The following is a 14,943-nucleotide window of genomic DNA, read 5'->3' as shown; positions in this document are numbered from 1 at the left end:
CTGCCGCATCACGCAAAAAAACAGCGTAACACCCCGCAACGCAGAGGCTGCTCTCAGCATGCCGCGTGCCTGACGCGGGCATCGCCGCGCCTGCTACGACGCGCGTGGCGGCAGGTAGTTTTTGCATCGGTTGGTAAAAATGCGCCTGCCGGCCCGTCCCGTGGCCAGGGCGGGCGCCGGCACGGCGCTTGCATGACGCGTTCCATCGCCCAACGGAGAGCTACATGCCTGGCCAGGAAACGGCAAGCTGCACGCCCGCCACACTCAAGGTGCTGACGGTCAATGTCCATAAAGGCTTCACCCTCTTCAACCGGCGGTTCATCTTGCACGAACTGCGGGCCGCGCTGCGCGACGCGCGCCCCGACATTGTCTTCCTGCAGGAGGTCATTGGCTCGCATCACCGCCACGCGCGGCGCCTGGCGGCCTGGCCCGCCACCTCGCAATACGAGTTCCTGGCCGACAGCCTGTGGAGCGACTTCGCCTACGGCCGCAATGCGGTATACCCCGACGGCGACCATGGCAACGCGGTGTTGTCGCGCTGGCCGATTCTCCATCACGAAAACCACGACGTCTCGGTGGGTGGCCACGAAAGCCGGGGGATGCTGCACTGCACCGTGCGCCACCCGGGCGTGAGCCGCGAGCTGCACGTCGTGTGCGTGCACCTGGGACTGCGCGAGGCGCACCGGCGGGTGCAACTGGGCCGCCTGTGCGGCCTGGTGCGCGGCATCACGGCGGGCGCGCCAGTTCTCATCGCCGGCGATTTCAACGATTGGCGCCGGCGCGCCGGCCAGCTCATGGCCGCCTGCTCGGCGCGCGACGTATTCCGCGCCGCGCTCGGCCGCGAACCGCGCACCTTTCCGGCCCGCTGGCCGATGCTGGCGCTGGATCGCATCTATGTGCGCGACGTGGCGGGCGCCCGCCCGGTGGCCCTGGCCTCGCGTGTCTGGCGGCACTTGTCCGACCATGCGCCCCTGGCGGCGGAGGTCCGGTTATGACCGCCGCCTGGCGCCAGGGCAATACCGTACGATTGCTGGAGAACGGCGAGGAGTTCTTCCCCCGCGTACTCGAGGCACTGCGCGCGGCGCGCCGCGAGATCCTGCTGGAAACCTTCATCCTGTTCGACGACAAGGTCGGCCAGGAGCTGCGCGCAGCCCTCATCGAGGCCGCCGGCCGCGGCGTCGAGGTCGACGTCACCGTGGACGGCTACGGCTCGGACTGCCTGGACGACGCATTCATCGCCGGCCTGGCGCAGGCCGGCGTGCGCTTCCATATTTTCGACCCCCGGCCGCGCGTCTTCGGTTTCCGCGTCAACGCGCTGCGCCGCATGCATCGCAAGATCGTGGTCGTCGACGGCCAGACGGCCTTCGTCGGCGGGATCAACTTCTCGGCCGACCACCTGACCGAATTCGGCCCCACGGCCAAGCAGGATTACGCGGTCGAACTGCAGGGCCCTATCGTGGAAGATATCCGCCATTTCGCGCGCGCGGCGGTGCGGGGTGGACGGCGGCCGCGCTGGCCGGCGCGCCGCGGGCCGGCGCACGGCGCCCGCGGCCAGGGTTCGGCCCTGTTCGTCACGCGCGACAACGATCGCCACAGCACCGATATCGAACGCTATTACCGCGCTGGCTTCCGCACCGCCCAGCAGGACATCATCATCGCGAACGCCTATTTCTTCCCCGGCTACCGGCTGCTGCGCGACCTGCGCAACGCCGCCCGGCGTGGCGTGCGGGTGCGCCTGATCCTGCAAGGGGAACCCGACATGCCCATCGCGCAACTGGCCGCCCGCACGCTGTACGACTATCTCATGTCGGCCGGCGTGACCATCTACGAATACTGCGAGCGTCCCCTGCACGGCAAGGTGGCCTGCGTGGACGACGAATGGGCCACCGTGGGCTCCAGCAACCTGGATCCGCTCAGCCTGGCTCTCAACCTGGAGGCCAACGTGATCGTGCGCGACCGGGCCTTCACGGCGGAGCTGCGCGACTCGCTCGAGACGCTGATCGAGCGCCATTGCCGCCAGATCGTGCCCAAACACGGGTTCAAGCGCGTGCTGCGCCGGTTCTGGTTCGGCGTGGCGGTATTCCATGTATTGCATCGCTTCCCTGCCTGGGCCGGCAGCCTGCCGGCGCGCCCCGCGCGGCTGCAGCGCGTCGATCCCTCCCAGGCGGTAGTAGACACCGACGAGGCGCGCCATGACTGAGGCCGCTCGTTCGACCTGGCGCACGGCATGGCGCGGCGCGCGGCGCTTCTGGCGCCGCACGCGGCGCCTCTGGACCGGCCTCTTCATGGCGGCGGCCATCGTCCTGCTATTGCGGCTGGCGCGCGACGTGCAATGGCATGAAGTCTGGCAAGTGTTGCAGCGCATGTCCGACACGGCCCTGCTGGAAAGCGCCTGCCTGGTGCCGGTGGCCTACGCCGCCTACAGCGCCTTCGACCTGATCGGACGGGCATATACGGGACACCGGCTGGGCAAGGCCACGACCATGGCGGTTGCCTTCATCAGCTATGCCATCAACGTCAACCTGGGCGCCCTGATCGGCGGCGTGGGCCTGCGATTCCGGCTCTACGGCAAGCTGGGGCTGCGCGTCCCGGTCATTTCCAAGATCCTGGCGATGAGCATCTTCACCAACTGGCTCGGGTACCTGTGGCTGTTCGGCGTGCTGTTCACGCTGCACCAGGCGCCTTCGGCCTGGCACCTGAGCAGCCTCGCGCTGGAAATCGCCGGCGGGGCCATGCTGGTGGCGGCGAGCACATACCTGGTCCTGTGCGCCATCTCGCGCCGCCGCCACTTGCACCTGGCAGGCCGCCACATACCGCTGCCGTCGCTGCGGCTGGCCCTGCTGCAGTGCGTCACCGCGGTGCTGTGCTGGGGCGCCATCGCGGGAATCCTGTACCTGCTGTTCGAGCGCCAGGTTTCCTACACGCTGGTGCTGGCAGCCCTGCTCATCAGCAGCATCGCGGGCGCGCTGGTCCATATTCCAGGCGGCCTGGGCGTGCTGGAAGCGGTGTTCGTCACCATGCTGGCCTCGGAGGTGCCGCAGAGCCAGGTGCTGGGCACATTGCTGGCCTATCGCGCCCTGTATTACCTCGCGCCCCTGGCGGTGGCCCTGGCCGCTTATATCGCGCTGGAAGCCCGGCTGCGCCGCGCAGGCGCGCGGCGCGCCGCCACAAGCTGAAACAGTTTCCCGCCGCCGGCCTGGCATGGCGCTTGCTGGCGCCTGCGCCACTTCGCCCTCTTCCCGGGATCCGCCATGGACACACTGACCCACGACGCGGCGCCGCATGGCCATGCGGCGCCGCACGGCTGGCGCCGCTGGCTGTTCGCCACCAACCACAAGGACATCGGGACGATGTACCTCATCTTCTCGTTCGTCATGCTGCTGGAAGGCGGCGTCCTGGCGCTGCTGCTGCGCACCGAACTGTTCGAGCCCGGCCTGCAGTTCTTCCGGCCCGAACTGTTCAACCAGTTCACCACCATGCACGGCCTGATCATGATCTTCGGCGCGATCATGCCCTCGCTGGTGGGCTTCGCCAACTGGATGATCCCGCTGCAGATCGGCGCGGCCGACATGGCTTTCGCCCGCATGAACAACTTCAGCTTCTGGCTGCTGCCCGTGGCCGCCATCATGCTGACCGCCTCGTTCTTCGTGCCGGGCGGCGCCACCGCCGCCGGCTGGACGCTGTACGCGCCGCTGTCGACCCAGATGGGCCCCGGAATGGACCTGGCCATTTTCGCCGTGCACATCATGGGCGCCTCGTCCATCATGGGCGCGATCAATATCATCGTCACCATCCTGAACATGCGCGCGCCCGGCATGACGCTGATGAAGATGCCGATGTTCTGCTGGACCTGGCTGATCACCGCGTTCCTGCTGCTGGCCGTGATGCCGGTGCTGGCCGCGGCTGTCACCATGATCCTGACCGACCGCCACTTCGGCACCGGCTTCTTCAATGCCGCCGCCGGCGGCGACCCGGTGATGTACCAGCATGTATTCTGGTTCTTCGGGCATCCCGAGGTCTACATCATGATCCTGCCCGCCTTCGGCATCATCTCCATGGTCGTGCCCACCTTCGCCCGCAAGAAGCTGTTCGGCTATGCCTCGATGGTGTATGCCACCGCCGCGATCGCGGTGCTGTCATTCCTGGTCTGGGCGCACCACATGTTCACTACCGGCATGCCGTTGCCGGGCCAGCTCTATTTCATGTACGCCACCATGCTGATCTCGGTGCCTACCGGGGTGAAGGTGTTCAACTGGGTCGCCACCATGTGGCGCGGCGCGCTCAGCTTCGAGACCCCCATGCTGTTCGCGGTGGGTTTCATCTTCGTATTCACCATCGGCGGCTTCACCGGCCTGATATTGTCCATCGCGCCCATTGATATCCAGGTACAGGATACCTATTACGTCGTGGCCCACTTCCATTACGTGCTGGTGGCCGGCTCGCTGTTCGCCCTGTTCGCCGGCGCGTACTACTGGGTACCCAAGTGGACAGGCCGCATGTACAGCGAGAAACTCGGCAAGATCCACTTCTGGTCGACCATGATCTCGTTCAACGTCGCGTTCTTTCCCATGCACTTCCTGGGCCTGGCGGGCATGCCGCGCCGCTATGCCGACTACGCTGCCCAGTTCACGACTTTCCACCAGGTGGCCACCATTGGCGCGTTCTGGTTCGGCCTGTCGCAGCTGCTGTTCCTCTATGCCATGCTGGGCTGCTATCGCGGCAAAGGCCACCGCGCCGCCGCCCGGCCCTGGGAAGGCGCGGAAGGGCTGGAATGGACCGTGCCTTCGCCCGCGCCGCATCATACCTTTGCCGTTCCGCCGGATATCCGCTGAACCCATGCGATCCGCCCTGCCCCGGGCGAGCGCGCAGCCGCCCGCCACCCCGTCCGTCCCGGCCCCGCCTCGCGCGGCGCGGCCGCCGGACAGCCTGCCGGTCGAGCGCTGCTGGCACCTGCGGCGCACCTGCTGCGCCACCCCGCGTCAATTCCTGCTCGGCATGGCGTTCACCGCCGGCATCGCGCTGGCGGTCAGCCTGTGCTTCGCGCTGCGCGGCCTGTGGCCGGTGGCGGTGTATGGCGCGGCGGAGATCCTGCTGCTGGCCGGCGCGGCCCTGTCGTTCGCGCGCCATGTGCGCGACGGCGAGACCATCATGCTGCTGGCCGACGGCCGGCTAGTCGTGGACGTGCAAAGCGGGCCGGCCGTGACCCGCCACGTCTTCAACCGCAACTGGGCCCGGCTGGTGCGGCCGCCCGACGCGCCGGGCTCGCTGTGGCTGCACTACGGCTCGTTCCGCCTGCGGCTGGCACGCCACGTGCCCATGGAAGACCACCGCCGCATCGAAGCCGAATTGCGGCATTCATTGCCCTGGCGCGGACCCGCGACGGCAGCCCCGCCGGGCCCGCCCCTCTTCAGGCACAGGAGCCCCTCATGAAAGTCCGTTTGAAAAAATTGCATGACCAGGTCATTGTCATCACCGGCGCCAGCAGCGGCATCGGCCTGGCCACCGCGCGCCTGGCGGCCCGCCAGGGCGCCAAGGTGGTACTGGCGTGCCGCAACCAGGAGGCCTTGAACCAGGTCGTCGACGACATCCGTGCCGCCGGCGGCGACGCCGTCGCCGTGCCGGCCGACGTCGGCGTGGCGGCCGACCACGACCGCATACTGGGCGCCGCCATCGAGCGCTACGGCCAGGTCGACACCTGGGTGAACAACGCCGGCGTATCCATCTTCGGCCGCCTGCAGGACGTGCCGATCGACGACCAGCGGCGGTTGTTCGACACCAATTACTGGGGCGTCGTGTACGGCTCGACCACGGCGGCGGCACACCTGAAGAAGCATGGCGGCGCGCTCATCAACGTAGGCAGCGAAGTGTCCGACCGGGCCGTGCCGCTGCAAGGCGCTTACTCGGCGTCCAAGCACGCCGTCAAGGGCTACACCGACGCGCTGCGCATGGAGCTGGAGGCCGAGGGCTCGCCCATCTCGGTCACGCTGATCAAGCCGGCCTCGATCGCCACCGGCTATGCGGACCATGCGCGCAACTACATGGACGTCGAGCCGCGCCTGCCGCCGCCAGTCTACTCGGCCGAGACCGTGGCCCGCGCCATCCTCTATGCCGCCGAGCACCCGCGCCGCGACATCTACGTCGGCAGCGCTTCCAAGGCCATCTCCTCGATGGGCCAACGCATGCCGGGGCTGGCCGACCGCATGGCCGGATGGCTGATCCGCCACCAGCGCAGCGACCGCCCGGCCGGCGACCATGCCGACGCCCTCTACGAGGCCGGCGCGCCGTCGCGCGCCGATACGGCGCGCGGCGATGCCCACGTGCCACATGTGCGGCGGGGCAGCGTCTACACCCACCTGACCACTGGTGGCCGCGGCCTGCTGTGGGCCGGCGCCGCGGCGCTGGTGTGCGGCACGGTCATCGGCGCGGCCCGCGGCAAACGCTGGCATTGACGGCATGCCGGCGCGCGCTGGCATCGACTTTCCGCTTACTTGTATGATGGTCGACGCCCGCCGCACGAAACCGCGGCGGGCGTTCCTCGTTCAACTCCAGCGCGTATCCATCTCATGACTAGCGGGAAAGACACCATCGGCATGATCGGCGTGGGCCTCATGGGCCACGGCATCGCCAGCAACATCATCAAGCACGGCTATCCGCTGGTGCTGCTCGACCATCCCGGCAACCAGCCGGTCGACGACCTGCTGGCGGCCGGCGCCGCCAAGGTGGCCAGCCCGGCGCAAGTGGCCCGCCAGGCCGATGTGGTCGTGCTGTGCGTCACCGGCACGCCGCAGGTCGAGGACGTGCTGTTCAGTCCCGACGGGCTGCTGCAGGGGCTGCGCCCCGGCACCATCGTCATCGACTGCTCTACCGCCATCCCGTCCTCGACCGTGCGCATCGCGCAAGCCGTGGCCGAAGCCGGCGGCAAGTTCCTCGATGCGCCCATGACGCGCACACCCAAAGAGGCGGCGGCGGGCCGGCTCAACCTCATCGTCGGCGGCGACCGCGCGCTATATGAACGGTGCGAGCCGCTGCTGCGCTGCTATGCCGAGAACATCATGCACGCGGGGCCCGTGGGCGCCGGCCATCGCATGAAACTGATCCACAACTACGTGTCGCTGGGCTGCGCCGCGATCATCGCCGAGGCCGCGGCCTGCGCCCAGCGCGCCGGCATCGACCCGGCGGTGCTGGTCGACATCCTCGCCAAGGGCGGCGGCGGCGGCGCGGCCCTGGAGCGCATGCGCCCCTTCCTGGAGGCGGGCGACGACTCCGGCCTGCGGTTCTCGCTGGCCAACGCGCGCAAGGATCTCAGCTACTACACCACCATGGCCGGGGAAGCCGGCGCAGTCCACGGCGCGGCCGACGCCATCCAGCAATTGTTCGAGCGCGGCCTGGAAGCCTCCGACCCGCAGACCACCGTGCCGCACCTGGCGTCCCTGCTGGCCCGCTGATTGTCGCGCCTGCTTCCCAAGTCCGTTGCATTACCGGGGCGTCCAGATATAAGCTGAAAAAAGGGAGGCCCGCTGCGGGGCGGCCTCCGCGCGCGTTTTCCGAACCTGCGTCCGCCACGACTCCAAGGGGAAGATATTGCAGAACAACACCGCGCCGGTCGCGCCGGTCACCTTCATCGGCTCGGCCATCATTGCGCTGGGACTCATCATCTACGCGGTCGTCGCCCCGGAATCCGCCGCCGCCCACTTCGACGTCGTCAATACCTGGATCACCAACGAAGCCGGCTGGTTCTACATGCTGGCGGTGGGCATCTTCGTCATCTTCCTGCTGGGGCTGGCCATGAGCCGCCTGGGCACCGTCAAGCTGGGTCCCGACGATTCCGTTCCCGACTACAAGTACGGTACCTGGGTCGCCATGCTGTTCAGCGCCGGCATGGGCATCGGCATCGTGTTCTACGGGGTGGCCGAACCCATCATGCACTACTCGCAGCCGCCCAACGCCCCGCCTCACTCGGCCGAGGCGGCGCGCGAGGCCATGGAAATCACCTTTTTCCACTGGGGCGTGCATGCCTGGGCCATTTACGCGGTGCTGGGCCTGGCCATGGCGTATTTCGGCTACCGGCGCGGCATGCCGCTGGCCATCCGCTCGGCGTTCCATCCGATCCTGGGCGAACGCGTGCACGGGCCCATCGGCGACTTCATCGACATCTTCGCGGTGGTGGGCACGCTGGCCGGCCTGGCCACTTCGCTGGGGCTGGGCGTATCGCAGCTCAACGCCAGCATGAACTACCTGATGGGCATTCCCCAGACCCTGGGCACCCAGCTCATCCTCATCGCCATCGTCACCGTGCTGGCCACCATCACCGTCGCCACCGGCCTGGACAATGGCATCCGCCGCCTCAGCGAGTTCATCATCCTGGTCTCGGTAGGGCTGATGCTGCTCATCCTCATCCTCGGGCCGACCCGCTTCCTGCTGCAGGCGCTGGTCGAGAACATAGGCCTCTATCTGCATGCCTTCGTGGCGCGCACCTTCCACATCAGCGCCTACGAGCCGACCGACTGGATGGGCAAATGGACGCTGTTCTACTGGGGCTGGTGGATCTCCTGGTCGCCGTTCGTGGGCATGTTCATCGCGCGCATCTCGCGCGGCCGCACCATCCGCGAATTCCTGGTGGGCGTGCTGTTCGCGCCGGCCGGCTTCAGCTTCGTATGGTTCACCGTGTTCGGCGACCTGGCCATCTGGCTGGACGCCAACGTGGCCAACGGCGATATCTCGCGCATCGTTGGCGACAACCTGCCGACCGCGCTGTTCACCGTGTTCGACTACCTGCCCTGGTCGGGCCTGCTGGCCTGGATCACCGGCCTCTTGGTGGCTGTCTATTTCGTCACCGCCTCCGACGCCGGGGCCCTGGTGGTGTCGATGATCACCTCCAAGGGCGACGAAGAGCCGGCGCTGTGGCTGCGCATTTTCTGGGCGCTGGCCTGCGGCGGCGTGGCCGCCGGCCTGCTGCTGGCGGGCGGGCTCGAGGCGGTGCAGTCGGCCGCGATCATCGCCGCGCTGCCGCTGTCCGTCGTGATGCTGTTGATGTGCTACGGCATACTCAAGGGCTTGCGCGACGAAGTCGTCATCAATCTCAGCCGCAGCCTGCCCACGGCCCCGCTGATCGCCTCGCAGGGCGGGTTGTCGCTGCGCCAGCGCCTGCACAGCATCGTCAGCCACCCCACCAAGGCGCAGGCCAACGCCTTCATTGACAAGACCGTGATGGACGCGTTCGGGCTGGTGGCGGCCGAACTCGAGAAGCGCGAGATCACTACCGAGGCGGTGCGGCTCGAAGACGGCGCGCAGCTCACGGTGCAGCACGGCGGCACGGCGGAAGACTTCATCTACGCCGTGCGCCTGGTCGGCCAGCCGATCCCCGCCTTCGCGCTGAGCGACGGGGCCCGCCGCGAAGGCGAAAAGCGGCGCTATTACCGCACCGAGGTCTTCTTGAACAAGGGGGGCCGAGGCTACGACATCTACGGCTACCATACCGACCAGGTCGTGGCCGACCTGGTCAATCATTACGACCGCTTCCGCCATTATCTGTATTCGCTGGAGCCGACGCCGCCAGCCTGACGGATACGCGCCTTGGCAGTGGCCGGCGCAGGCACTACCATGGGAACAGGAACGGGGTCCGCGCGCGGACCCGCCCTCCAGGAGCGCCGCGATGCCGCCACTCAGGCCACGCCATCCGTCTCACGCCAGCCCCGCCGCCCGGCTGCTGCGCGCGGCGGCCGCGCTGTGGCTGGCCGCCGCGGCACTCGCCCCGCCAGGCCACCTCCGCGCGGCCCCGGCCGCCGGGCAGCCGGCGCCCGTCGTCGTCTTGCAGCTCGAGGGCGCCGTGGGGCCGGCCACCACCGAGTATCTGCGTCGCGGCCTGGCCGCCGCCGAGACCCGCCGCGCGGCGGCCGTGGTATTGCGCATCGACACGCCTGGCGGCCTGGATTCCTCCATGCGCGACATCGTGCGCGCCATCATCGCCTCGCCAGTGCCGGTCATCGGCTACGTCGCGCCGGGCGGCGCCCGCGCCGCCAGCGCCGGCACGTATATCCTCTACGCTTGTCATGTGGCCGCGATGGCGCCCGGCACCAACCTGGGAGCGGCCACGCCGGTGCAAATGGGCAATGGCCGCGGCGACGCGCCGCGCGACGCCAAGCCCCCTGCCGGCGCGGACAAAGATGCCGACCAGCCGCCCGGCGCGGCGAGCCCGGCCGGCGCGCACGAACGCAAGGCCGTCAACGATGCCGCCGCTTTCATCCGCAGCCTGGCGGAAATGCGCGGCCGCAATGCGCAATGGGCAGAACAGGCGGTGCGCGGCGCCGCCAGCCTGCCGGCCCGCGAGGCCCTGGAACAGCGCGTGATCGACATCGTGGCGGCCGACCTGCCCGACCTGCTGGCGCAGGCCGACGGACGCGAGGCCCGGGCCAACGCCTCGACCCTCACCCTGGCCACCCGCGACGCGCCATCCCAGGAAATCACGCCCGATTGGCGCACCCGGCTGCTGGCCATCATCACCGATCCCAACATCGCCTATCTGTTGCTGCTGCTGGGCATCTACGGCATCCTGTTCGAGATGATGAATCCGGGCGCCGTGCTGCCGGGTGCGGTGGGCGCGGTCGCGCTGGTGACGGCCCTGTTCGCGCTCAACATGCTGCCGGTCAGCTACGCGGGCCTGGGGCTGGTCCTGCTGGGCATCGCGCTGATGGCCGCGGAGGCCTTCACGCCCGCCTTCGGGCTGCTGGGCGCCGCCGGCATCGCCATGTTCGCCTTCGGCTCGCTGTTCCTTTACGACACTGCCGGCGCCGCCGACTTTTCCCTGTCGCTGCCGCTGGTCATCGGCGCCTCGGCGGCCAGCGCGCTGCTGCTGTTCCTGATCTTCGCCTTGGCGTTGCGCGCGCAGCGCCGCCGCGTCGTGGCCGGCGACGGCACCCGGGCCGGCCAGCCGGTCGAAGTCCTGTCGTGGCACGGGCACCAGGGCCTGGTGCGCGCCGGCGGCGAAACCTGGCAAGCGCGCTCGGCCGCGCCGCTGTCCGCCGGCCAACAGGCGGTCGTCGAGTCGCGCCAAGGCCTGGTGCTGATTGTCCGCGCCGACGCCGCATCCACGGAGCCCCCCCCATGACCCTCATCATCTACCTGATCGTCGCGGCGCTGCTGGTGCTGCTGGCCCTGTCCATGATCCGCGTGCTGCGCGAATACGAACGCGGCGTCGTCTTCACCCTGGGTCGCTTCACCGGGGTCAAGGGCCCCGGCCTGATCGTGCTCATTCCCGTGGTGCAGCAGATGGTGCGGGTCGACCTGCGCACCGTGGTGATGGACATCCCCACCCAGGACATCATCTCGCGCGACAACGTCTCGGTGAAGGTCAACGCGGTGCTGTACTTCCGCGTGATGGACGCCGACCGCGCGGTGATCCAGGTCGAACGCTACATGGACGCCACCAGCCAGCTCGCCCAGACCACCCTGCGTTCGGTACTGGGCAAGCACGACCTCGACGAAATGCTGTCCGAGCGCGACAAGCTCAATGCCGACCTGCAGGAAATCCTGGACCGCCAGACCGAAGACTGGGGCATCAAGGTGGCCACCGTCGAGATCAAGCATGTGGATATCGACGAAAGCATGGTGCGCGCCATCGCCCGCCAGGCCGAGGCCGAGCGCAACCGCCGGGCGCGCATCATCAACGCCGAAGGCGAGCAGCAGGCGGCCGAGAAACTGGTCGAAGCCGCCCGCACGCTGGCCAGCACCCCCGAGGCAATGCAGTTGCGCTATCTTTCGACGCTGTACGACATTGCCGGCGACAAGAGTTCGACCATCGTCTTTCCCGTGCCGATCGACGTCTTGCGCCGCGTGTTCGATCGCCAGCCCGGCTGACGCCACTACAGCGAGACCTTCATTCATGGCCAGGAAAATCCAGCTCAAGCGCGCTTACGATCCCCCCACCGGCGGCGACGGCTATCGCGCCCTGGTGGACGCGCTGTGGCCACGCGGCGTCGCCAAGGCGGACCTCGCGGCGCAGTGGCACAAGGAACTGGCGCCCAGCGCGGCCCTGCGCAAATGGTACGGCCACGACGTGGCCCGTTGGCCGGAGTTCCGTACCCGCTATCTGGCCGAACTGGCCGCCCCGTCCCGCCAGGAGAGCCTGCGCGCCCTCCTGCAGGCCAGCGGCCGCGGGGCGTTGACGCTCGTCTACGCGGCGCGCGACACCGAGCACAACAACGCCGCGGTGCTGCGCCAAGCCTTGCTGGCCATGGCCGGCCAGCCGGGCGGCTAGCAGCAGGCTACAGGCACTCAGGTGTCAGACATCCTGGACCCAGGTGTCAGACACCCTGAGGAGACGGCCTGTAACCTGCCAGGCCTCCTCGCAGGGTGTCTGGCACCTCACTGCCAGCCTCCTCCCGGCGCAGCCCCCTAGCAAGCTCACGAACGATTGTCCACCGGCGGCGCGCCCGGCGTCTGGCGGCCGGGATCGCGGAAGTCTTCCGCGTCGACGCCGGGCGGTATGCGGACCTTGGCGCCGGCGCGATTGGGATCGGCCGGCCGGTCGTTCAACGTCCGGTCGCTGTCCTTGCGCCGCATGCGCTCGTCCTCGCGGGCGCGGCGTTCATCCGGGCGGTCGTCCGGTTGCGTATCGGCGGTGTGTTTCATGGCGGCTCCTGTGCAGGCGTGCGTGCGCCGCAAGCTCCATTCCCGCCCCCTGGCACGCCGCTTGCAACAGGAAGGGCGGCGCCGTGGGGCGCACTGCACTGCCGCAATGGAGTCCACCATGAAACTGCAATTTTTGCGTCTTTCGCCCTTCCCCTTCCATGTCGCGCCGCGAGAGCCCGGCCTGGGTCCCAGCGACTCATCCGACTCCGGCAGCGACCTGCCCGGCACCGCCGGCCAGAACGACTCCGACGCCCAGGGCACGGGCGAACGGGAGAGCGTCGAACCCGCGCTGGAAGACAACACCGGCGATGACATCCAGACCGACCGCATCGTCGATGAAGACCAGGCGGGCCTGGCCCATACCCGCCCCGATCCGGCGCGCAACGGCGGGCGGCCCGAATGAGGCCGCGAGACCACCGCAACCCGGCCTGCCCGCCCGCGGGCCGGTCCTTCTGACATATTCCGGGGAGAGCGTCCATGGACGTCAATTGGCTGGATCTGTTCCGCCTCACCGTATCGCCGCTGGAGCTGATCGTGCGCGGCACCATCATGTACTGGTTCATCCTGATACTGCTGCGCGTGGCGGGCCGGCGCGACGTGGGCTCGCTGGGCGTGGCCGACATGCTGGTGCTGGTCCTCATCGCTGACGCGGCGCAGAACGGCATGGCCGGCCAGTACGAGTCGATCACCGACGGGGCGATCCTGGTGGCCACCATCATCGGCTGGGTAGCGTTGATCGACCGGTTGAGCTACTTCGTGCCGTCCTTCGGCCGCCTGCTGGAGGCGGACAAGGTATGCCTGGTGCGCGACGGCAAGATGCTCCAGCGCAGCATGCGCCGCGAATACATCACCCCCGACGAGCTGATGAGCGAGCTGCGGCAGCGCGGTGTCGCCCACCTGTCGGAGATCCGGCGCGCCTACATCGAGCCGGACGGCAATATCAGCGTGCTGAAGCGGCGCGGCCTGAATTAGGATCTGTTCACGCTGGCCGGCCAGCAGGATGAGCCGGCCGGCTGCCGGCCTCAGGCGGCCAGCACCTCGGAGCGCCCGGCGACCATCGGCGGCGTGGCCGCGCCGCTGTACAGGCTGTCGTACACGGCAAGCAGGTCGCGGCCCACTTGCTGCCAGGTAAACAGGCGCCGCGCCCGGCGCGCCCCCGCCAGGCCCATCCGGCGCCGCAACACGGGATCGCGCGCCAGCACGGCCAGGCGCCCGGCCAGGGCGGCGGGGTCGCGCGCCGGCACCAGGAAGCCCGTGGCGCCGTCCTTGACGGTAGTGCGAATGCCGCCCGTGTCGGAACCGACCACGGGCCGGCCGCAGGCCATGGCTTCCACGGGTGTAATGCCGAACGGCTCGTACCAGGGCGTGGTCACGAACACATCGCTGGCGCAGTAGTAGCGGCACAGCTCCTGGCGGTCGCGCCGCCCGGTGAATTCGACATACGGCGCCACGCCCGCGCGCTCGGCGATGCCGCGCAGGCGCGCCAGTTCGGGCGTGGTGCGCTCGTCCGGCCGCACATCGTTGCCGCCCACCACGCACAAGCGCGCGGTCACGCCGTGCCGCGCGTGCAGCAGCCCCAGCGCCTCGATCACATTGTCCACGCCCTTGCGGGGCACCATGCGCCCGAGCTGCAGAATGCGGAACTCGCCGGCGCCCCAGCCCAGCCCGGCGCGCGCCGCGCCCTCGTCCATGGGCGCCATCTCGGCCGGGTCGTAGCCGCACGGAACCACGCTGATGCGGCGCGGGTCGGCGTCATACAGGTTCAACAGGTCGCGCCGGTCCTGCGGGCATTCGGCGATGATGCGGTCGGCCTCGCGCACGATGTCGGCCTCGATCTGGAAACGGCTGTCGGGGAAGCGATCGGCCTCGCGTTGATGCAGCCGCCGCACGCGGCCCAGCGCGTGGAAGGTCACGGCCAGGGGCACGCCATGGCGGCGCGCCACCGGCAGGCATGCCAGTGCCGACATGAAGAAATTGGCATGCACGACATCGTAGGGGCGCGCCTGCCGGGCGAAATGACGCGACAAGAACGCCCCGAAGTCGTCCATATACGGCAGCAAGTCTTCCTTGGGCACGTAGCGCGCCGGCCCCGCAGGCACATGGATCACCCGTATGTTCGGCTGCCACGCCACTTCGGCCGGCAGGAACGCATTGTCCTTGCGCGTGAAGACGTCGACCTGATGTCCCGCCGCCGCGAACTGCCGCGCCGTCTGGGCCACATAAATGTTCTGGCCTCCGCTGTCGACGCTGCCGGCCAAAGCCAGTGGCGAGGCATGTTCACTGACGATCGCGATCTTCTTCATGATGGGCTCTCCT

General features: G+C 68.9%; 15 protein-coding genes. 13 read left to right on the top strand and 2 right to left on the bottom strand.

What is annotated here, in order from left to right:
• Positions 1–224: 224 nt before the first annotated feature.
• The 11 genes from ACKTT0_RS20290 (at position 225) to ACKTT0_RS20240 (ending at position 12,253) form a co-directional block, all read left to right on the top strand.
• On the top strand, positions 225–995 hold the full coding sequence (locus tag ACKTT0_RS20290; protein WP_407851573.1) for an endonuclease/exonuclease/phosphatase family protein: 771 nt from the start codon (positions 225–227) through the stop codon (positions 993–995).
• Positions 992–2,200, top strand: coding sequence for a cardiolipin synthase ClsB (gene clsB / locus ACKTT0_RS20285; protein WP_407851572.1), 1,209 nt, complete (start codon positions 992–994; stop codon positions 2,198–2,200). Before ACKTT0_RS20290 ends, clsB begins: the two co-directional genes overlap by 4 nt.
• A complete protein-coding gene (locus ACKTT0_RS20280) occupies positions 2,193–3,176 on the top strand; it encodes a lysylphosphatidylglycerol synthase domain-containing protein (protein WP_407851571.1) in 984 nt (327 codons plus the stop codon). The genes clsB and ACKTT0_RS20280 overlap by 8 nt, the downstream gene beginning before the upstream one ends.
• 75 nt (positions 3,177–3,251) lie before the next feature.
• Positions 3,252–4,832 carry a cytochrome c oxidase subunit I gene (gene ctaD, locus ACKTT0_RS20275; protein ID WP_407851570.1) on the top strand — a complete coding sequence of 527 codons (1,581 nt, stop codon included), beginning with the start codon at positions 3,252–3,254 and terminating at the stop codon, positions 4,830–4,832.
• 4 nt (positions 4,833–4,836) lie between these two features.
• On the top strand, positions 4,837–5,430 hold the full coding sequence (locus ACKTT0_RS20270) for a DUF2244 domain-containing protein (RefSeq protein WP_407851569.1): 594 nt from the start codon (positions 4,837–4,839) through the stop codon (positions 5,428–5,430).
• Positions 5,427–6,449: an SDR family oxidoreductase gene (locus ACKTT0_RS20265; protein ID WP_407851568.1), complete on the top strand. Its 1,023-nt coding sequence runs from the start codon at positions 5,427–5,429 to the stop codon at positions 6,447–6,449. The genes ACKTT0_RS20270 and ACKTT0_RS20265 overlap by 4 nt, the downstream gene beginning before the upstream one ends.
• Before the next feature lie 114 nt (positions 6,450–6,563).
• Positions 6,564–7,445: an NAD(P)-dependent oxidoreductase gene (locus tag ACKTT0_RS20260; RefSeq protein WP_407851567.1), complete on the top strand. Its 882-nt coding sequence runs from the start codon at positions 6,564–6,566 to the stop codon at positions 7,443–7,445.
• Between the two features lie 136 nt (positions 7,446–7,581).
• The gene (locus ACKTT0_RS20255) at positions 7,582–9,561 is read left to right on the top strand and encodes a BCCT family transporter (RefSeq protein WP_407851566.1); all 1,980 of its coding nucleotides are present in this window, start codon (positions 7,582–7,584) and stop codon (positions 9,559–9,561) included.
• Positions 9,562–9,652: 91 nt separating this feature from the next.
• Positions 9,653–11,104, top strand: a complete 1,452-nt coding sequence (locus ACKTT0_RS20250) for an NfeD family protein (protein WP_407851565.1) — start codon at positions 9,653–9,655, stop codon at positions 11,102–11,104.
• Positions 11,101–11,853, top strand: coding sequence for a slipin family protein (locus ACKTT0_RS20245; RefSeq protein ID WP_407851564.1), 753 nt, complete (start codon positions 11,101–11,103; stop codon positions 11,851–11,853). Before ACKTT0_RS20250 ends, ACKTT0_RS20245 begins: the two co-directional genes overlap by 4 nt.
• 25 nt (positions 11,854–11,878) lie before the next feature.
• Complete coding sequence (locus ACKTT0_RS20240) at positions 11,879–12,253, top strand: DUF488 domain-containing protein (RefSeq protein WP_407851563.1); 375 nt, start codon at positions 11,879–11,881, stop codon at positions 12,251–12,253.
• A gap of 146 nt (positions 12,254–12,399) precedes the next feature.
• On the opposite strand, the gene ACKTT0_RS20235 is transcribed toward ACKTT0_RS20240, so the two are convergent.
• Positions 12,400–12,627 carry a hypothetical protein gene (locus tag ACKTT0_RS20235; RefSeq protein ID WP_407851562.1) on the bottom strand — a complete coding sequence of 76 codons (228 nt, stop codon included), beginning with the start codon at positions 12,625–12,627 and terminating at the stop codon, positions 12,400–12,402.
• Between the two features lie 118 nt (positions 12,628–12,745).
• Between ACKTT0_RS20235 and ACKTT0_RS20230 the strand changes: the two genes are divergently transcribed.
• Positions 12,746–13,030 (top strand): MatE family transporter, encoded by a 285-nt coding sequence (locus tag ACKTT0_RS20230; RefSeq protein WP_407851561.1) that lies wholly within the window; start codon positions 12,746–12,748, stop codon positions 13,028–13,030.
• Positions 13,031–13,104: 74 nt separating this feature from the next.
• Positions 13,105–13,599, top strand: a complete 495-nt coding sequence (locus tag ACKTT0_RS20225) for a DUF421 domain-containing protein (RefSeq protein WP_407851560.1) — start codon at positions 13,105–13,107, stop codon at positions 13,597–13,599.
• 50 nt (positions 13,600–13,649) lie between these two features.
• Here the strand turns inward: ACKTT0_RS20225 and ACKTT0_RS20220 are convergent, their stop codons facing one another.
• Positions 13,650–14,930 (bottom strand): glycosyltransferase, encoded by a 1,281-nt coding sequence (locus tag ACKTT0_RS20220; protein WP_407851559.1) that lies wholly within the window; start codon positions 14,928–14,930, stop codon positions 13,650–13,652.
• Positions 14,931–14,943 lie beyond the last annotated feature (13 nt).

The sequence above is a fragment of the Bordetella saccharivorans genome, from assembly GCF_045862855.1.
Classification (GTDB): domain Bacteria; phylum Pseudomonadota; class Gammaproteobacteria; order Burkholderiales; family Burkholderiaceae_B; genus Bordetella_A; species Bordetella_A petrii_F.
This window is presented reverse-complemented; position numbering and strand designations above follow the sequence as displayed.